Source organism: Krasilnikovia sp. M28-CT-15 (assembly GCF_047159595.1).
GTDB lineage: Bacteria > Actinomycetota > Actinomycetes > Mycobacteriales > Micromonosporaceae > Actinoplanes.
The window spans coordinates 5,522,571-5,541,372 of sequence record NZ_BAAGAK010000001.1; the positions used below are offsets into that span (position 1 = coordinate 5,522,571).

General features: G+C 71.4%; 18 protein-coding genes. 12 read left to right on the forward strand and 6 right to left on the reverse strand.

Annotated elements, in window-relative coordinates; translation table 11 throughout:
* Nucleotides 1-200: 200 nt before the first annotated feature.
* From ACMCNO_RS25365 to ACMCNO_RS25385, 5 genes are all read left to right on the forward strand, one after another.
* Nucleotides 201-407, forward strand: coding sequence for a DUF5999 family protein (locus tag ACMCNO_RS25365; RefSeq protein ID WP_412751951.1), 207 nt, complete (start codon nt 201-203; stop codon nt 405-407).
* 86 nt (nt 408-493) lie between these two features.
* Nucleotides 494-2,836, forward strand: a complete 2,343-nt coding sequence (locus ACMCNO_RS25370) for an ATP-binding protein (protein ID WP_412751952.1) — start codon at nt 494-496, stop codon at nt 2,834-2,836.
* A gap of 103 nt (nt 2,837-2,939) precedes the next feature.
* Entirely contained in the window at nt 2,940-3,311 is a 372-nt protein-coding gene (locus tag ACMCNO_RS25375) for a VOC family protein (protein ID WP_412751953.1), read from the forward strand.
* Between the two features lie 371 nt (nt 3,312-3,682).
* A complete protein-coding gene (locus tag ACMCNO_RS25380; RefSeq protein WP_412751954.1) occupies nt 3,683-4,933 on the forward strand; it encodes a glycosyltransferase in 1,251 nt (416 codons plus the stop codon).
* Complete coding sequence (locus ACMCNO_RS25385) at nt 4,921-5,490, forward strand: GNAT family N-acetyltransferase (protein ID WP_412751955.1); 570 nt, start codon at nt 4,921-4,923, stop codon at nt 5,488-5,490. The genes ACMCNO_RS25380 and ACMCNO_RS25385 overlap by 13 nt, the downstream gene beginning before the upstream one ends.
* A 111-nt stretch (nt 5,491-5,601) precedes the next feature.
* Here the strand turns inward: ACMCNO_RS25385 and ACMCNO_RS25390 are convergent, their stop codons facing one another.
* Nucleotides 5,602-5,835: a hypothetical protein gene (locus tag ACMCNO_RS25390; protein ID WP_412751956.1), complete on the reverse strand. Its 234-nt coding sequence runs from the start codon at nt 5,833-5,835 to the stop codon at nt 5,602-5,604.
* A 205-nt stretch (nt 5,836-6,040) separates the two neighbouring features.
* On the opposite strand from ACMCNO_RS25390, the gene ACMCNO_RS25395 reads away from it, so the two are divergent.
* Both ACMCNO_RS25395 and ACMCNO_RS25400 read left to right on the forward strand, forming a co-directional pair.
* Nucleotides 6,041-6,868 carry an RNA polymerase sigma factor gene (locus ACMCNO_RS25395; protein WP_412751957.1) on the forward strand — a complete coding sequence of 276 codons (828 nt, stop codon included), beginning with the start codon at nt 6,041-6,043 and terminating at the stop codon, nt 6,866-6,868.
* On the forward strand, nt 6,865-7,824 hold the full coding sequence (locus ACMCNO_RS25400; RefSeq protein WP_412751958.1) for a hypothetical protein: 960 nt from the start codon (nt 6,865-6,867) through the stop codon (nt 7,822-7,824). Before ACMCNO_RS25395 ends, ACMCNO_RS25400 begins: the two co-directional genes overlap by 4 nt.
* A 126-nt stretch (nt 7,825-7,950) precedes the next feature.
* Here ACMCNO_RS25400 and ACMCNO_RS25405 read toward each other — a convergent pair whose 3' ends face one another.
* From ACMCNO_RS25405 to ACMCNO_RS25425, 5 genes are all read right to left on the reverse strand, one after another.
* Entirely contained in the window at nt 7,951-9,069 is a 1,119-nt protein-coding gene (locus ACMCNO_RS25405; protein ID WP_412751959.1) for an amidohydrolase family protein, read from the reverse strand.
* Nucleotides 9,066-10,295, reverse strand: coding sequence for a kynureninase (gene kynU, locus ACMCNO_RS25410; protein WP_412751960.1), 1,230 nt, complete (start codon nt 10,293-10,295; stop codon nt 9,066-9,068). Before kynU ends, ACMCNO_RS25405 begins: the two co-directional genes overlap by 4 nt.
* Nucleotides 10,292-11,167 carry a tryptophan 2,3-dioxygenase gene (locus ACMCNO_RS25415; RefSeq protein WP_412751961.1) on the reverse strand — a complete coding sequence of 292 codons (876 nt, stop codon included), beginning with the start codon at nt 11,165-11,167 and terminating at the stop codon, nt 10,292-10,294. The genes kynU and ACMCNO_RS25415 overlap by 4 nt, the downstream gene beginning before the upstream one ends.
* Before the next feature lie 71 nt (nt 11,168-11,238).
* Complete coding sequence (locus ACMCNO_RS25420; RefSeq protein ID WP_412751962.1) at nt 11,239-11,682, reverse strand: YchJ family protein; 444 nt, start codon at nt 11,680-11,682, stop codon at nt 11,239-11,241.
* Nucleotides 11,683-11,835: 153 nt separating this feature from the next.
* Nucleotides 11,836-12,339, reverse strand: a complete 504-nt coding sequence (locus tag ACMCNO_RS25425; RefSeq protein ID WP_412751963.1) for a methyl-accepting chemotaxis protein — start codon at nt 12,337-12,339, stop codon at nt 11,836-11,838.
* 199 nt (nt 12,340-12,538) lie between these two features.
* On the opposite strand from ACMCNO_RS25425, the gene ACMCNO_RS25430 reads away from it, so the two are divergent.
* The 5 genes from ACMCNO_RS25430 (at nt 12,539) to ACMCNO_RS25450 (ending at nt 18,792) form a co-directional block, all read left to right on the forward strand.
* Complete coding sequence (locus ACMCNO_RS25430) at nt 12,539-13,600, forward strand: LacI family DNA-binding transcriptional regulator (RefSeq protein WP_412751964.1); 1,062 nt, start codon at nt 12,539-12,541, stop codon at nt 13,598-13,600.
* A 305-nt stretch (nt 13,601-13,905) separates the two neighbouring features.
* Nucleotides 13,906-15,258 carry an ABC transporter substrate-binding protein gene (locus tag ACMCNO_RS25435; protein WP_412751965.1) on the forward strand — a complete coding sequence of 451 codons (1,353 nt, stop codon included), beginning with the start codon at nt 13,906-13,908 and terminating at the stop codon, nt 15,256-15,258.
* Nucleotides 15,259-15,260: 2 nt separating this feature from the next.
* Nucleotides 15,261-16,148 carry a carbohydrate ABC transporter permease gene (locus ACMCNO_RS25440; protein ID WP_412751966.1) on the forward strand — a complete coding sequence of 296 codons (888 nt, stop codon included), beginning with the start codon at nt 15,261-15,263 and terminating at the stop codon, nt 16,146-16,148.
* Between the two features lie 43 nt (nt 16,149-16,191).
* Nucleotides 16,192-17,154 carry a carbohydrate ABC transporter permease gene (locus ACMCNO_RS25445; RefSeq protein WP_412751967.1) on the forward strand — a complete coding sequence of 321 codons (963 nt, stop codon included), beginning with the start codon at nt 16,192-16,194 and terminating at the stop codon, nt 17,152-17,154.
* A 66-nt stretch (nt 17,155-17,220) separates the two neighbouring features.
* The gene (locus tag ACMCNO_RS25450; protein ID WP_412751968.1) at nt 17,221-18,792 is read left to right on the forward strand and encodes a glycoside hydrolase family 13 protein; all 1,572 of its coding nucleotides are present in this window, start codon (nt 17,221-17,223) and stop codon (nt 18,790-18,792) included.
* Nucleotides 18,793-18,802: the final 10 nt, after the last annotated feature.

Below are 18,802 nucleotides of genomic sequence, written 5' to 3' on the forward strand. Positions count from 1 at the left end.
GCGGTTACTCACCGCTGGGGGACGGCGGGGTCCATAGTGCGGATCAGACCCGGCGGCGGCCACCGGGACAACTACCCGGATCACTACCCGTATTCGCACTGTCAGAACTTAACGTCACCGGAATTCGGGTACCGGGTAGGTAGTTCACCCGTGTCCGTTCCCCGGCCGAGAGCGCATGGTTGCAGGCAGGAGGGACTGACATGTGTGAGCACGCGCCGCCCTGCCCCCACGCGGCCGACCCCGACCACCACGCCGCGAAAGTGGTGTCCACTCACCCTGAGCAGGGATGGAGTCTGCTCTGTAACGGAGTGGTGACGTTCGATGACACGGGCGAGATCCTGCCGGACGGCACGGTCGTCGCCCCGCACCGTCCGGCCGTACGCCCGCTGGTCGCGGCGCTGCGCTGACCCGTTCCCGCAGGCAGCGCCGAAACCGGTCGCGGCGCGGCGATCCGCTCGCCGCGACCGGCCGGTGCGGCACTACGGTGCTCCTTATGAGCACCGCCACGACCCCGCGCGGTTTCCTGGGCAACCTGCCCGCCGAGGTGACCAGCTTCGTGGGCCGCCGGGCGGAGGTCACGCTGGTCCGCCGCATGCTCTCGAGCAGCCGGCTGGTCACCCTGACCGGCGCGGGCGGGGTCGGCAAGACCCGGTTGGCGCTGCGGGTCGGCGCGGAGATGCGCCGCGCCTTCCCGGACGGCGTGTGGCTCGTGGAGCTGGCCGAGCTGCGCGATCCCGACCTGCTGGCGGTCGCCGTGGCGGAGGCGCTCGGCATCCGCGAGCAGGCGGTCGGCCCGGGCGCGCCCGGGCTCGCGGAGTTCCTGACCGACCAGCGGATACTGCTCATCCTGGACAACTGCGAACAGCTCGTGGCGGCCTGCGCCGAGCTGACCGAGACGCTGCTGCGGACCTGCCCGGAGCTGCGGGTACTGGCGACGAGCCGGCACGCGCTGCGCCTGGCCGGCGAGGCGACCCTGAGCGTGCAACCACTGTCCGTGCCCGACCCCGAGGCCACCTGCACGGTCGCGGAGCTGGACCGGTACGAGTCGGCCAGCCTGCTGGTGGAACGCGCCACCGCGGCGGACCCCGGCTTCGCGGTCACGGACGACAACTGCGCCACCATCGCGCGGCTGTGCCAGGCGCTGGAGGGCGTACCGCTGGCCATCGAACTGGCCGCGGCCCGGCTGCGGGTGCTCTCCCTCGAGCAGCTCCTCGACCGGCTCACCGACCGGTTCCGGCTGCTCACCTCGGGGACCCGCGACGCGCCCGCGCGCCAGCAGACCCTGCGGGCGCTCATCGACTGGAGCTGGGACCTGTGCGCTCCCGCCGAGCGGGCGCTGTGGTCGCGGCTCTCGGTCTTCTCCGGCGGGCTGGAGCTGGACTCCGCCGAGGAGGTCTGCGCGGATGACGAGCTGCCCGCCGAGTCGATCCTCGACCTGATCGCGTCGCTGGTGGACAAGTCCGTACTCACCCGCGCCGGGGACGGCCATCGGGCCCGCTACCGGATGCTCGAGGTGGTCCGCGAGTATGGCGCACTGCGCCTCGCCGAGGCGGGCGAGCAGCGGGCCGTGACGGAGCGGCACTGCCGGTGGTTCGCCGAGCTGGCCGCGTACAGTGACCGGCACTGGGTGAGCCCCGACCAGGCGGCCCTCATGCTGCGGCTGCGCCAGGAGAAGGCGAACCTGCGGGTGGCATTGGAGTACGCGGTGACCACCGGTCCCGCTGAGCGGGCGCTGCGGTTCGCCGCCGACCTGGAGAACCACTGGTTCGTCCGCGGTTTCCTGTCCGAGGGTCGGCACTGGCTCGACCGGGCACTGGCCATGCCCGCGCCACGGCACTGGACCCGGGTCAAAGCACTACGGGTGGCCGCCTGGATCGCCACGGTGCAGGACGACCGGGACCGGGCACAGGCGTTGCTGGCCGACGCCCGCGAGCTGGCCGGACAACTGCCGCGCTCGGTGGAACTGGCGTACATCCCGTTGGTGGAGGGCAACATCGCCCTGTTCTCCGGCGACCACGCGACCGCGCTGCCGCTGTTCGAGCGGGCGCTGGGGTTGTTCCGCGAGGTTCGCGGCCGCAGCGGGCAGATGTGGACACTGGCCGTGCTGGGATTGACCCGCGGCCTCGCCGGATCCCCGGCGGACGGCTACGCCGACCTGATCGCCTGCCGGGACATGGGCGCCGCCAGTGGTGAGGTGTGGTGGCGCTCGTTCGCGTTGTGGGCGCTGAGCGTGCTGCGCTGGCGTGCCGGGGACGATCCGGGCGCCAGTACGGCGGCCAAGGAGAGCCTGGAGGTGCAGCGCTTCGTCGCGGGCGAACAGTTCACGGTCGGCCTGGCACTGGAGTCGCTGGCCTGGATCGCCGGCAGTGAGGGCCGCGACCAGCGGGCGGCGCAGTTGCTCGGCGCGTCCGACCGGATGTGGCGGGCGATGCACACCTCACTGTCGTCGTTCCGCAGCCTGAAGGAGTTCCACGAGGAGTGCGCCACCGCGGTGCGCGGCCGCCTGGGCCGGCGCGCGTTCGAAGCCGCGGTACGCCGGGGCGCCGAGTGGACCGCGGCCGAGGCGGTCACGGCCGCCCTGGAACAGCCGGGCCGGGTGCCCGTACCCCGGTCCGACCCGCCGGCCGGTGCGGACTTCGGGCTGACCCGCCGGGAGCGGGAGGTCGCGGCGCTGATCGCCGAGGGCCTGACGAACCGGGAGATCGCGGCGCGGCTCGTGGTGGCCCAGCGCACCGCCGAGGGACATGTCGAGAACATCCTCAGCAAGCTCGGCTTCACGTCCCGCGCCCAGGTCGCCGGGTGGCTGGCCGCGCAGCAGCCCGGCCCGGGTTCCTGACGACCGCGGTGTCGTAACCGGCCGCAAGTTGTCGGACCCCTGGGGCAGGATCGGCGCGGTCGGCGACGATCCGCGTCGCCCGTTGCAGGAAGGGGCCGCCGGCATGCCCGGAATCGCCACCCTGGCCATGATCAACCTCGACGCCGCAGATCCGGCGGCGCTCGCCTCCTTCTACTCCCAACTCCTCGGCTGGGACGTCGTGCACAGCGCGGACGACTACGCGATGGTCAGCGACGGCGCGATGAGCATCGGCTTCGGGCGGCTGCCCGGCTACGCAGGGCCGGGCTGGCCGGGCGAGGCCGCTCCGAAGCGCTACCACCTCGACCTCTACGTCGACGACCTGGACAACGCGGAGGAGCAGGCGCTCGCGCTCGGCGCCACCAAGCCGGCCACGCAGCCGGAGCCGCAGCGGTGGCGGGTCCTGCTCGACCCGGGCGGACACCCGTTCGACCTGTGCGCGCGTCCGCAGGGCTGAGCCGGCACTCGACGGGCGCCTTGTCCGGGTGCTGCGCCGCAGGCCAGGGCCCGGCCAGCACCACTGGGAGCGAGCCGCGTCCCGGGTCCGGCAGCAGCGGCGGCACCGTCGGCGGGGCGGGCCGTGACCCGACGGCTGCTGCTGCGGTCCGGGGCCGGACAGTCCGGTTTCCGCGAACGAGCCGGAAGCCGCGTCCGTCTTGTTACCGTCGCCGTGGGGCCGAGGAACCCGTCGCGCTTCGGCACATCCTCGTGGCCCTCGCTTCGCTCGGCGTGCGCGGTCATGCCAGAGCCTGCTGAGTCGTTGTCGCGCGGCGGACCGCGCGCCGCATCCGTGCTGCGGGGAGGCAGCCGCAAGCAGAAAGGCCGGTCATGCCTGCGCAGACCCTGCGGCTGGTACCACCACCGGTCCGGCTCACCGACGCGCCCGCCCCCACCTGGACGCACGTCGCCCGGCTCACCGACGACACCGGCCTGCTGGCGCATGCCCACAGTGCCATTGCCCGTCGCGACCACGGCTATCGTGTGTCCGATGCGGCGCGTGGCCTGCTGGTGGCGAGCCGCGAATTCCGCCCGGCTGCGCAGGTCGTCGGGCTCGCCGAACGCTACCTGGCCCTCCTCCTGCACGCGCAGGCCCCGGACGGCACGTTCCACGACCATCTCGGTTTCGACCGGCGCTGGCTCGACGAGCCGTCGACCGGCGAAGCGTGGGGTCACGCCATGTGGGGCCTGGGCACCGCCGCAGCCCGCAGCACCGTGCCATGGATCCGCCGGGGAGCCGATGACGCGTTCCGGCTCGGGATGCGCCTGCGCTCACCCCGGCCACGGGCCATGGCACTGGCCGGACTGGGTGCCGCCGAGGTGCTGCGCGCCGACCCGCGCGCCGCCGCGGCGGCGGACCTGCTGGCCGACGCCGCGACCGTGGTGGGCGTGCCCGGCTGCGACCCGTCGTGGGCGTGGCCGGAACCCGAGCTGACGTACGCGAATCCGGCCCTGGCCGAAGTCGTCGTCGCGGCGGGTGACCTGCTCGGCGACGAGGTCCTGCTGGCCGACGGCCTGCGCATGCTCGCCTGGCTGTGCGACGTCCAGGACCACGCGGGCCACCTGTCCCCCGTCCCGGTCGGCGGCCTGCGCCCCTCGAACGCCGGTGCCGCCTCCGCCGCCGCCAAGTCCACAGACGCCTTCGCCGCCTCGCTGTCCACAGACGCCTTCGCCGCCTCGCGGCCCACGGACGCCTTCGCCGCCCCGCAGTCCGGAGCGGCCACGGACCGTGACGGATTCCGCGCCCAGCGCCCGGCCGAGGCCGCCGCCACCGCCGATGCCTGCGCCACCGCCGCGGCCGTGACCGGCGACGACCGCTGGGATGGGCTGCTGTTCCAGGCGCTGGCCTGGTTCCTCGGCGACAACGACGCCGGCAGAGTCATGTACGACCCGCTGACCGGTGGCGGATACGACGCGCTGACCCCGGACGGCCCGGATCACGACCAGGGCGCCGAAGCCACCCTCGCCCTGCTCTCCGCCCTGCAGCACGCCCGGGCCCTGACAGCCCGACGACCCACGGTGACCAGACGCCCGGCAGGGCCGAGCCGACCCGGACGAGGTCCGGCGGCGTGGCAGCCCTGAGCTTGCCGGTTCGGTCGTTGTCGTACCCGGATCCCGCCCTGAGCGACGGGCGCATCGGCTTGCGCAGGTGGCGCGAAACCGATGTCGAATGCATCCGGCTCGCCGGTATGGACCCCCGAATCCCCAGGGGAACGACCGTCCCCGCCGTCTACACGCCGGATGAAGGGCTTGCCTTCATCCATCGGCAATGGCGACGCGTGGAGAGCGGCGAGGGCGTGTCGCAGGCCATCGTCGAGGCTGCCAGCGACCGTGCCGTGGGGCTGATGTGGGTGGCGGTACGGCCGCAGCCGCACGTCGGTGGACTGGGCTACTGGATTGTCCCGCCGGCGCGCGGCCAGGGTGTGGCGACGGCCGCGGTCCGCCTCGCCGTTCCCTGGGTGATGGACGCATGGGACCTGCGGCGACTGGAGGCGTGGGTGGAGCCGGAAAACCTGGCCTCCCAGCGTGTCCTCTCCCGCGCCGGGTTCCAGCAGGAGGGACGCCTGCGCAACTTCCTGACGCACGACCACCAGTCCTCGGACGCGCTCGTCTTCTCGATCATTCCGCCGCGGGACTGACCGATCGAACAGCGCTTGGACCCGAAACGGTACGTCCCGCGCGGCGGCGCGACCGTCCGCAACGCGCCCGCGGCGGCTCGGATTGTCACGGGCAGGACGCGATCGGCACCGTCATTTCCCGGCGGCGAAATGGGCGGTGGCCAGCAGCAGGCCCAGCGTGCCGGCGAAGGCGCCGCCGCCGGTGAGGATTGATCCAGGCACCGACGCACCGCCGGAGTGGGCGAGCAGCCCCGCGGTCCCACCGACGATGATCGCGCTGAGGGCGAAGATGAGGATCCATACCCAGCGCGGGGTGCCGGCCGGCGGGGTCGAGGTGGACGGGGCGGGGGCGTCGGTGGCCGACATGGGCGTCTCCTGAGTGGTAGTTGAAGCATTGCGCTCAACTCCTGTTAGGTCATGTCAGCGCCGTCATCCCGCGCGTATGCCGCCCGGCGAGAGTGTGAGAAAAAGCTGCCCGGCTCCGCGCGGGGTAGCGCCGTCGCGACGACATATCACTCCGGTGGCAGCGGCACACGGAGCCTATCGGTCTACAACTGGGGAAGGGGGGTCGATGGACGACGGCGCAGATCCCGTATGGTCTGCCTGCGATGCCGTCTCCAGCGCGTCGACGCCCCGGCAGCGAGCAGCCGTTCCGGCCGAGCAGTACCTTCGCGGCACGATGCCCGACCTGTACGACGAGAACGTCCGCCTCCAGGAGTACATCGAGCGGCGCGACGCCGACTGGAAACTCCGGGAGCTTCTCGCAGCGGCGGACTTCGCCGGCCCCCGATACCGGAGATTCGAGGAGGAGATCTCTGCGTACGGCCTTGCGGTCCTACGTGCGTGGATGCGAACTGGCTACATCTTCACGCTGACGGCGCAACTCGGCTACTACCTTGACCCGACCCCCGCGGAGATCGAGGAGCTCGCCCGTGACCCCGAGGCGAGGCACGAGCTGGCCGACATGACCATCGCGTTGACGCTGCCGGCCTTCCGTCAACGCGCCCTCGTCGAGGGCGGCTGGCGGGTGGACGGCGGCGCTGCCATCGCCACCTACTTTACCGGTGCCGCCTTGCGGGTCTTCGTCAACGAATTCCGCAAGCGCCGCCGTTATCAGCAGAAGTGGCAGACGAACGTGTGCCAGGACATCGAGGTCTGGCCGATGCCAAGCAGCGCCGGAGATCCAGAGATCATCGCCATCAACGGCATCCTGATCAGAGATCATCTGAGTTCGCTGGATTCGCGAACTCGCGCCGTGTTGAAGCTGGTGTTGGACGGCTACTCGCAGCAAGAGATCACAGAGATGTTAGGCCTCGTGTCAATCAAGGCTGTCGAAGGTCTGCTGCGCCGTTGGCGCGCTGCCGCGAAGCGAGCACTTGCCGGTGGAGGTTCTTCATGAGACATTCCGACGCTGAGTTCGAAGAGGCGCTGGAGCGCTCGTCACTGGGCACCGCCGGGGCACAGACGCTGCGGCGGCAGACACCGCCAGCCGAGGTTGACCGGGTGCGTCGGCTGGCTCGCCTGCGCCACACCGTTGTTTCCGGTGACGGTGACGGCTCAACTTGCACCGAGCTGATCAGACTTTATTCGGAACTCGGCTACGAGGCCGACCTCATTCCGGTGTGGCAGTTCCTGAACGCCAACATCGAGCGCTTTCCATACCTCCAGGACGTCGCCGACAATCTGCCGGAGGACCTCGTCGTACGGCTCCTCGGCGTAACGGAAGTCGCCGCGTGCGAGAGACTGCTCGGGGGCATGGATGACGCACGACTCGCGGCGATGCTGCTGGGCGTTCAGCGCAAGCACGCTCTAGAAATCGTGCGGAACGCGTCAAAGGAGAATGCTGCTCGCATCCTGAAGGCGGCCGTCGTCCTTCCGGACGGTCCGCAGAACCGCGCAGCCTGGCTTGCCGCCGCCGAACCTACCCTTGCCGCCCGCGTCCTGCTCAACGTGTACGGAACGCACGAGGAGGTCGTCGGCGATCTGATGAGATACCTGAACCTCGCGCACGTCTGCGCCATCCTCGAGGCGACCGGTGATCCAAAACGCTCTCTCGAGTATCTAAAGTGCATGGATCGGCTAAGAACGGTAGCCCAAATGCCGTACTCACTCTGCCTCGATCTGTTGTTCGTCAGCTACCCCCGAGAGGTAAGCCCCCGCGAATACTGGTCCATCCGCCCGACCTGGGACATCATGGTCACGGAAGCGCTCGCCCGAGTGGTAGCTAAGGGGATCAACAAGATGTCCGTCACGGAGGCGTCTGCTGAGCTGCGCCGCATTTCCGGCACCAGCGCGAACATTGCCGGCTACGTGCAGGACATTATGACTGTCGTACTCAGAGAAGGTCGGCGATAAGCTTGGTCAGATTCTGACCCCCGTCCACGTCGAAGCCACGGATCCTCAGGAAATAGGGTGATCCGCGTGTCGCCGACGCGGTCGGTGGCGCCGGTGATGACAAGGCTCACGGCTGGTTGTCCACCTTCATCCGCGGGGCCGAACCTCGGGGCCGACCACGCGCGCGGTTGCCAGCGCGTCGGCGAACCCGTCGGGCTCGAGGGTCAGTCCACCCGGGATCCAGCACGGCTCGCCCGCCATCACGTCCGAATCCACCGGTCCGGGCGAAACCGCCGGGCCCGTCGGCGACGCGGACCCGTCGGCACAGGGACGGCCGGGCCCCGTCATCGCGGTCAGGATGTCGTCCGGGCTCAGTCCGGCCTGCCGCAGGGCCCGGATCTCGCGCGGGTTGATCCCGGGCGGCAGGGGGCCGTTGCCCAGATCGGTGCCGTACCGGACCGCGCCGCCCTGACCCAGGAAGGCGCGCAGGTTGCCGATCGCGGTGTCCCGGGCCGGGTCGGGCCCGCCCCACCCGTGGATGTCGAGGGTGCTGAGCCAGGTCATCCGCGCCGCGCAGTCGCGGACGAGTCCCGCGTCGAGCGTCTCCGTCCACGGTGTGTGGGCCAGCAGCCCGGCCCCCGCCTCGTACGCGGCGGCGACCGTGCCCGCTCCTTCGGCGTGCGCGACCACGGGCAGGCCCAGCCCACCGGCCGCGTCGACCAGGGCCCTCAGCGTCGCGGGGGACGGCATCGGCCCACCGGCGTGCAGGGTGACCTTGATGATCGTGGCACCGGCCGCGTGTGCCTCCCCCACCGCCTCGGCCGCGTCGGCGGGCGAGTGGATCTCGCGCCAGCTCCCCGGCGGCGCCCAGGACCGGTCGCTGGGATATCCGCCCGGGGCGGTCAGGAAGGGCCCGGCGTGGCGGATCCGCGGCAGGCCGGAGCCGCGCCGTGCGGCCCGCTCCGCGAGCGCGGCCACCGCCGCCGGTACGCCGCCCAGGTCCCAGACCGCGGCGATCCCGCCCGCCCGCACAGTGCCGAGGTCGACCAGCGCCGAGTGCACGTGCGCGTCGCAGAGCCCGGGCAGCAGGGTCCCGGGCAGCCGCCGGGACGCCGCGTCCGGTGGCACCTGCGCGGCGGGCACCGCGGCGACGGCCACGCCGTCGCGCAGCCGCACCGCCTCCCCGTGCCGCAGCCGCCCGTCCCACCACACCGAGTCGGCGAACAGCCATTCGGAAGGGCCGGGCAGGCCGTTACCGGCGGTCACCGCTGCTTTTCGAGCAGGGCGCGCAGCACGGACATGCCGCGGTACACCTCCGCGAAGCTCGTGCTCAGCGGCGCGGGCCCGATCCGGATGCCGTCGGGGCGACGGTAGTCCGGGATGACCCCCTGCCCCCACAGCGCGTCCAGCAGCTCCTCGAATCCGGGTCGGCGCAGCGTGACGTGGCCGCCGCGCCGGTGTGCCTCGCGGGGGCTGACCACCTCGACGCCCAGCGGCGTGAGCCAGCGGTCGGCCAGTTCCAGCACGAACCCGGTGAGCTGCACGGACTTGGCCCGGACCGCGGCGATGCCGGCCTCGGCCAGCAGGTCGAGGTTGGCGTGCAGCGGCACCATGGCCAGGATCGGCGGGGTGCCGCTGAGCAGGGCCCGGGCGCCGGGCGCGGGTTCGAAGCCGGGTCCCATGTGGAAGGAGGCGCGGTGTCCCATCCAGCCCCAGATGGGCTGGTGCAGCCGGTCCTGCAGGTCGCGGCGCAGGTAGGCGAAGGCGGGCGCACCGGGCCCACCGTTGAGATATTTGTACGTGCACCCCACCGCGAGATCGGCGTGCCACGAGTCCAGCTCGACCCCGACGCTGCCGACGGAGTGGCTGAGGTCCCACAGCGTCAGCGCTCCGGCGGCGTGGGCGACCCGGTTGATCTCGGCCGCGTCCGCCAGCCACCCCGACCGGTACGCGACGTGGCTGAACAACACGAGGGCCGTGTCGCCGTCGACCGCGGCGGCGACCTGCTCGGGCCGGATGCCCTCGGCCGGGTCGGTGTCGATCCAGACCAGTTCCAGCCCGCGTTCGGCGGCGATGCCTTCCAGCACGTACCGGTCGGTGGGGAAGTTGTCCGTGTCCAGCACGATCCGGCGGCGCCCGCGCTGGGCGTCGACGGCGGCACGGGCCAGCTTGTACAGCAGCACCGTGGTGGAGTCGGCGATCACCACCTGGCCGGGCCCGGCGCCGAGGGCGACCGCGCCGAGCCGGTCGCCGAGCACCTGGGGCCATTCCAGCCAGCCGTCGGTCCAGCCACGGATGAGCCGCCCGGCCCACTGTTCGCGGACGAACGACTCCATCAGCCGTGCGGTGGCTTCCAGGGGACGGCCCAGCGAGTTGCCGTCGAGGTACGAGATGACGTCGTGGCCGTCGGGGGTGACGAATCGGGCGCGCAGGGGTGCCAGGGGGTCCGCCGCGTCGAGGGCTTCGGCGCGGGCGAGCAGGTCCTCGGTCATGGGGTGTCGTTTCCTCCGGGTACGCCGATCTCCGTGCGCACCGCGTACAGCTCCGGGAAGAAGGTCAGGTCGAGGGCCCTGCGCAGGAAGGCGACCCCGCTGGAGCCGCCGGTGCCGCGCTTGTAGCCGATGGTGCGTTCGACCGTCTTGAGGTGCCGGAACCGCCAGTACTGGAAGTTCTCCTCCAGGTCGACGAGGTCCTCGCACGCCTCGTACGCCTCCCAGTGCTCTCCGGCGTGTTCGTAGATGTTCACGAACACGGGCACCAGCTCGGGATGCAGCCGGTATCCCTCGGTGACGTCGCGTTCCAGAATCGACGCGGGCACCTCGTGGCCGCGCCGGGCCAGCAGGCGCAGGAACTCGTCGTACACGGAGGGCCGTTCCAGCGCCTCGGTGAGCATCGCCTGGGCGGCCGGGTCGTGGTCGAAGACCGCCAGCATCGCCCGGTCCTTGTTGCCGAGGGTGAACTCGATCGCCCGGTACTGGTACGACTGGAAGCCCGACGACGTGCCCAGGAAGCTGCGGAACTCGGCGTACTCGGTCGGGGTCAGGGTGGCCAGCACGGACCACTGCTCGGTGAGGCAGTGCTGGATGTGTTTGACCCGGGCCAGGCCCTTCAGGGCGGGGCGCAGGTCGTCGGCGGCCAGCCGGCGCTGCACCTCCCGCAGCTCGTGCAGGATCAGCTTGAGCCACAGCTCGGACGTCTGGTGCTGCAGGATGAACAGCAGCTCGTCGTGGTGCACGGGTGTGCTGACGGGATGCTGCGCGGACAGGATCTGGTCCAGGTGCAGATATTTACCGTACGAGAGGTTGACCTTGAAGTCGCGGACGATCCCGTCCTCGAGTGGTCGCTCGTGGCTGCGCGTCGACATTGACGGCTCCTCGTTGTGCTGATCCCGGTCGTGCTGACGATCTTCGCTCCACGCTCAGCACATCACATGGTTCAGGAGTGCGCGAGGCCGCCGTCGGTACGGACGGGCCCCCAGTACACCCAATGCCCGTCGTGGCGCACGAAGCGGCTGCGCTCGTACAGTTCGCCGGGGCGGCCGTGGTCGCGGTAGTGGGCGCGGAACTCGACCGTCCCTTCGGCGTCGAACATCCCGCCGCCGGTCGTGTCCAGCACCTCCAGGCGCACCCAGCTCGGGCCGCGGTCGGCGGTGATCTGGGCGGGCCGGGTCTCGGGGTGCCAGGAGGCGAGCACGTACGCGTCGTCGTCGCGGGCGTAGGCGCTGTACCGGGCGCGCATCAGCGCTTCGGCGCTGGCCGGGGCATGTCCGTGGTGGGCCGGGCCGCAGCACTGCGAGTACGGCAGGCCGAGCCCGCACGGGCACGGCGCGGCGCCGTCGGTGGGACGGGGCGCGGGGCGGCGCGCGGTACGTCGAGCCATCCCCCCATCCTCGCGCATCGGCCCGGCCCGGCGACTGGTACCGGGCGATCCCGGTCGCCGGCGGCGTCTCCCCGGCCCTGACCGCGTCGCCGTCGCGAACCAGCAAAGACGCAGGCTGACCCGGCAGCTCGGGGCTCGGCCCGGCTGTGCGGGTCAGCCTGCCTGTTGCTCGGCGACGATGCCGCTGATGATCTGCTGGCAGCGGTCCAGTTCGGCGATGAGGTGCTGCATCTCCTCGATGGCGGAGACGGCGTTTTGGGTGTCCGCGCGGATGCCGCCGACCTGCCCGCCGATCTCGTTGGTGGCCGTGGCGGTCTCGTTGGCCAGGTCCTTGACCTCGCTGGCGACGACCGCGAATCCCCGGCCCGCCTCCCCGGCGCGGGCCGCCTCGATGGTCGCATTGAGGGCGAGCAGGTTGGTCTGCTTGGCGATCGTGGCGATCAGCTGTACGACCTTGCCGATCTCGGTGCTGCTCGCGTCGAGCCGCTGGATCACGGCGACGGCCATCTCGGCCGCCTTGACCGCCTGCCTCGTGGCGGTCGCCATGGTGTTGCTGACGTCGGCGAGCCGCTGCACCGAGTCGCCGCGGCCTGCGCCGTACTCGTACGCGCCCTCGTCCTGCTGTTCGTCAGTGGCGGTGATGTCCCAGTCGGTCATGCTTCGCGCCCATCCCTTCCCCCTGGTCCCAACATCGCACCCTGAGCCGGGGAACCGCACCGTTTTGGCCCGATTCGTGGCACTCGTCGAGTCCGGGGCGCCCAGCTGGGCGCCCGCCGGATCGACTCGTTGCGCGCTGCTGCAAGACCCGACTGGGCTTGCTGCAAGACTTTCAAGAATCCGACGTACGATGGCGCGCGTGACGAAGCGTCTCGCCGAGGTGGCGAAGAAGGCGGGCGTCAGCGAGGCGACCGTCAGCCGGGTGCTCAACGGGCGCAGCGGGGTCTCCGCGGCGACCCGGACCTCCGTGCTGACCGCGCTCGACGTCCTGGGCTACGAGCGGCCGACGAAGCTGCGCGGCGAACGCGGCCGCCTCGTCGGTCTGGTCCTGCCGGAGCTGCAGAACCCGATCTTCCCGGCGCTGGCCGAGGTGGTGACCGCGTCGCTGGCGCAGCGTGGCTTCACCCCGGCCCTGTGCGCGCGCACGATCGGCGGCGTCCCGGAGCGCGACTACGTCGAGATGCTGCTCGACCACCAGGTCTCCGGGGTGGTGTTCGCCGGCGGGGCGTACGCGCTGGCCACCGCCGAGCACGGGCACTACCGGCAGCTGCGGGAGCGGCGCATGCCGGTGGTGATGGTCAACGCGGGCGTGCCGGGGCTGGGCTTCCCGCACGTCTCCACCGACGACGCGGTCGCGGTCGAGCAGGCGTACGGTCACCTGCGCTCGCTCGGCCACGAGCGGATCGGCCTGGTCACCGGGCCGGAGGATCACGTGCCGTCGCGCCGCAAGCTGGCCGCGGTGGCGGCCGTGGCGGGCTGGTCCGACGCCGACCGCGACGCGCTCGTGGAGCGCACGACGTTCTCCATGGAGAGCGCCCGGCTGGCCGCGACCCGGCTGATGCAGCGCGGGGTGACCGGCATGATCTGCGCCAGTGACGTGCTGGCCCTGGGGTCCATCCGGGCCGCGCGGCGGCTGGGGCTGGCCGTGCCGGACGACGTGTCGGTCGTGGGTTTCGACGACAGCGCGCTGATGACCTGCACCGATCCGCCGTTGACCACGGTGCGCCAGCCGATCGAGCTGATGGGTCAGGCGGCGGTGGACATCCTGGTGCACCAGATCGAGGGCGCCGCGGCCGGCACGGACGAGCTGCTGTTCGAGCCGGAGCTGGTGGTGCGCGGCTCCACCGGCCGGGCCCCCGCGCGCGGCGCCGGTGGGGCGACCGGACCCGGTCCGCACCGGACCGGCGCCGCCTCACACTGAGCGGGGACTGACACCGCCCCGCGCCGCGCGGGAAACCGTCACCGCCCGGCGCCGCGTGGGCAAACCGACACCGCGCTCATTGGAGCGGGACATTCATCGACGCCGAAGGGCGGGCCGATCCGGCCCGCCCTTCGGCGTGTGCACGCCTTCCGGGTAGTCGTGTTTTTTCGTCTTCTGATTCAGTTCTTGCGGGCCCCAGTTCGGCTTTGTATCGTCATCGCCACGAAACATGCGCGGCATCGAGCCCCTGTCCCCTCCGCATCCCCAGCACGCCCACACCCACCCCTGCGAAAGGGCGATGTCATATGTCCACGTTCACGCTGCGCGCCGCGCTCGGGCTTCTGCTCGCCGCCGGTGTCTGCCTGTCGGCCGCCGGGTGCGGCGACGACGCCCCGGCCGCGAAGGACGGCAAGGTCACCCTCGTGGTCAACGGCCTGCCCCCGGCCACCGAGAAGGCCGGCCACGACCGGTTCCTGGCCAACGTCGCCGAGTTCGAGAAGGCGAACCCCGACATCACGATCGACGCCCGCGAGGGCAAGATGGACCCGCAGACCTTTCCCGCCAAGCTCGCCGGCGGCCAGCTCGAGGACGTCTTCTACGTCTACTTCACCGACCCGGCCGGGCTGATCGCCAAGCATCAGGTCTCCGACGTCAGCAAGTACCTCAAGGACTTCCCGGCCACCAGCCAGATCAAGCCCGAGGTGCTGCGGGTGTTCCAGGACGGCAAGGGTGGCACGTACGGCCTGCCGTACAAGAACTACTCGATGGGTCTGCTCTACAACCGCGACCTGTTCGCCAAGGCCGGGCTGGACCCGAACGCGCCGCCCGCGACCTGGGCCGACGTGCGCACGGCGGCCAGGAAGATCGCCGGGCTGGGCGCCGGACACGTCGGGTACGGCGACTACAGCAAGAGCAACACCGGCGGCTGGCACTTCACCACGGAGCTGTACTCGCTCGGCGGCGATGTCGCGGTCGACGACGGCGGCACCTGGAAGGCCGCCTTCAACACCCCGGCGGGCCACCAGGTCCTGCAGCAGCTCAAGGACATGCGCTGGGCGGACAACTCGATGGGCAGCCGGCAACTGCTCGAGTGGGCCGACCTGCTGCAGATGATGGGCGGGGGCAGGCTCGGCATGTACCTCGCCACCGCGGACAACATCCCCACGATCGTCAACCAGTACTCCGGCGACTACCAGACGTACGGCCTGGGGCCGATCCCGGACGGCCGGGGCACCCTGGGCGGCGGGGAAGGCTACATGTTCAAGGCGGGGCTGAGCCCCGAGAAGATCCGGGCCGGGCTGAGGTGGCTGACGTTCTGGTTCGCCTCCCCCGACCGCATCGCCGCCGAGAACAAGTGGGCCGGCGAGACCAAGCAGCCCGTCGGCCTGCCCGAACCCGCGATCTACACCGGCGCGGCCGCGGCCACCCAGGCCGCCGCCGACAAGCAGTACGCCAACGTCCCGCAGCAGAACTACGCGCCGTTCGTCGCCTCGATGGGCCGCATCCCGGTCAAGCTGGAACCGCCGAACGCCCAGCAGATCTACGCGGTGCTCGACGTCGCCATGCAGAAGGTGCTCACCGACCGCGACGCGAACGTCGACCAACTCCTGACCGACGCCGAGAAGCAGGTCAACTCCATCCTGGCCGGGGTCCGGTAGCCGTGAGGCAGTCGATGGCCCGCCTGCGCCGCGAGGCCGCGGACAACCTGCTGGCGTACGCCTTCCTCGCGGCGGGCCTCGTCTGCTTCGCCCTGTTCTCCTGGTACCCGCTGGTGCGCGGCATCGTGCTGAGCTTCCAGCAGGTCAACTTCGTCTCCGATCCGTGGTGGGTGGGCCTGGACAACTACCGGGCACTCTTCGCCGACCCGCTGTTCTGGACCGCCTGGCGCAACACACTGGTGTTCACCGCCATGGCGCTCGTGCTCGGCTACGCGCTGCCGTTCGCGGTGGCCGTACTGATCAACGAATTCCGCCACCTGCGTGGGCTGTTCCGGGTGCTGGTCTACCTGCCCGTCATGCTGCCGCCGATCGTCGGCGTCCTGCTGTGGCGCTACTTCTACGACCCCGGCGACGGGCTGTTCAACACCGTGCTGCGCGGGGTGGGGCTACCCGAGTCCCAGTGGACCCAGTCCCCGCGGACCGCGATCATCTCGCTGGTCCTGGTCTCCACCTGGGCGAACATGGGCGGCGCCACCTTGATGTATCTGGCCGCCCTGCAGGGCGTCCCGGGCGAACTGTACGAGGCGGCCGAGCTGGACGGCGCGAGCGTGTGGCAGCGCCTGCGCCACGTGACGATCCCGCAGTTGCGGTTCGTCCTGCTGGTTCTGCTGCTGCTGCAGATCATCGCCACCATGCAGGTCTTCATCGAGCCGTTCCAGCTCACCGGCACGTCCAGCCCGGACACCATCACCGTGATGGTGCTGATCTACCGGTACGCGTTCACGGTCAACAACGACTTCGGCCTGGCCGCCGCGATGAGCGTGCTGCTGTTTCTGGTGCTGGGCGCGTTCTCCGCGCTGTACCTGCGACTGACCCGCACCGCGGACTGAGCGACCGGCCATGACCCCCGCGACGCGGGATGAGGAGCCACCCATGACCCTGACCGCCCCACCGCCCACGCCGGTCACCCGGCCCGCGGACCGACCGGCCCGCAAGCGCCGCCGACCGGCCTCGGGAAGCCCGGCCACCCGCACGCTGGTCTCCGCGGTCGACCTGGACCGGCACCGCGTCGCCTACCTCGTGGTGCTCGGCCTGACCCTGGTCGCCTTCTGCCTGGTCTTCCTGTTCCCGCTGTACTGGATGGCGACCGGTGCGCTGAAGTCGCCGCAGGAGTTCGCGCAGAACCCGCCCACCCTGGTCCCGCACACCGTGCACCCCGGGACGTACGCGACCGCGTGGGACTCCATGCGGATCGGCCGGTACTTCCTCAACACGGTCGGGTACGCGCTCGGCGGCTGGCTCGTCCAGCTCACCGTCGACGTGGCCGCGGCGTACGCGCTGTCGAAGCTGCGCCCGGCGTTCGGCCGGGTGGTGCTGGCGGCGATGCTGGCCAGCCTCATGCTGCCCGCTGCCGCACTGCTGGTCCCGGCGTACCTGACCGTCACGGACGTGCCGCTGCTGCACGTCAACCTGCTGAACACGCCGTGGGCGCTGTGGCTGCCCGCCGCCGCGAACGCCTTCAACATCTACGTCCTCAAGCGGTTCTTCGACCAGATCCCGGACGACCTGCTGGACGCGGCCGAGATCGACGGCGCGGGGCGGCTGCGGGTGCTGTGGGCGGTCGTGCTGCCGCTGTCGCGGCCGGTCCTCGGCGTGGTCTCGATCTTCGCGATCATCGGGATCTGGAAGGACTTCCTGTGGCCGCTGCTGGTGTTGCAGGACCCGGACTCGCAGACCCTGAGCGTCGCGTTGAGCCGGCTGGCCAATACCAGCCAGGTGCCGCCGACGCAGTTCCTGGCCGGGCTCGTGATCGCCAGCGCACCGATGATCGCGATCTTCCTGATCTTCCAACGCAGCATCATCGGCGGGCTCTCCGCGGGCTCGCTCAAGGGCTGACCCGTCCGCACGGCAAGGGCCGGACGCCAGGGCTCACCCTCCCACCCAACCGGAAAGCAGGTGACCGTGGCTACCCACTGGTGGCGCGATGCGGTGATCTACCAGATCTATCCGCGCAGCTTCGCGGACGGCGACGGCGACGGCATCGGCGACCTCGCCGGCCTGCGCCGCCGCCTGGGGCACCTCGCGGACCTGGGCGTCGACGCGATCTGGATGAGTCCCTGGTATCCGTCCCCGATGGCGGACGCGGGCTACGACGTCGCGGACTTCCGGGACATCGACCCCGTGTTCGGCACCATGGCCGAGGCGCGGGCGCTGATCCGCGAGGCGCACGCGGCCGGGATCCGGCTGATCGTCGACATCGTCCCGAACCACGTCTCGGCCGACCACCCCTGGTTCGCGGCCGCCCTCGCCGCGCCGGACGCCCCCGAACGCGACTACTTCTGGTTCCGTCCCGGCGACCAGGCGCCGAACGGATGGCGCAGCGAGTTCGGCGGGCCCGCCTGGACCCGCACCCCGAACGGCGACTGGTATCTGCACCTGTTCACGCCCGAGCAGCCCGACCTCAACTGGGACCACCCGGACGTGCGCGCCGAATTCGAGAGCATCCTGCGGTTCTGGTTCGACGCGGGCGCCGACGGCATCCGGATCGACTCGGCGGCGCTGCTTTTCAAGGACCCGGCACTGCCCGAGGTGCCCGAGAACGGCCCGCACCCGTACCACGACCTGGCCGGGGTGCACGAGATCTACCGGTCCTGGCGGCGCCTGGCCGACGGCTACCCCGACCGGGCGTTGATCGGCGAGGTGTGGCTGCCGGACGCCGAGCGGTTCGCCCGTTACCTGCGCCCGGACGAGCTGCATGCCGCATTCAACTTCGACTTCCTCGGCTGTGCGTGGGACCCCGCCCTGCTGCGCGCGTGCATCGACCGGACCCTGCAGGTCCACGCCGCGGTGGGTGCCCCCGCCACCTGGGTGCTGTCCAATCACGACGTCACCCGCCAGGTCACCCGGTACGGCCGCAGCGACACCACGTTCAGCTTCGCCACCAAACGCGAGGGCACCCCGGTCGACCTGGAGCTGGGCACCCGCCGCGCCCGGGCCGCCGCCCTGCTGTCGCTGTCGCTACCCGGTGCCGCGTACGTGTACCAGGGCGAGGAACTGGGCCTGTGGGAACACGAGAGCATCCCGCCCGCGCTGCGCCAGGACCCGATGTGGGCGCGTTCCGGCCACGGCCGCGACGGCTGCCGGGTGCCGCTGCCGTGGAGCGGCGACGAGCCGCCGTTCGGCTTCTCCCCCACCGGCGCGGCCGGGTCGCCGTGGCTGCCCCAGCCGCCGGAGTGGAAGGACCTGACCGTGGCGGCCCAGAGCGGTGATCCCAGCTCGATGCTGGAGCTGTACCGCACCGCGATCCGGCTGCGCCGGGCCGAGCCGGGCCTGCACACCCCGGAGCTGACGTGGCTGCCCACCGCGCCGGGCGCGCTCGCGTACACCCGCGGCCCCGGGTTCGCCTGCGTCGTCAACCTGTCCGCGGCCCCGATCGCACTGCCGGACCACGAGACCCGCCTGCTGGCCAGCAGCCCTCTCGACGGTGAACTGCTCCCGCCGGACACCGCGGTGTGGCTGCGCCTTCGGAACTGACCCACCACGT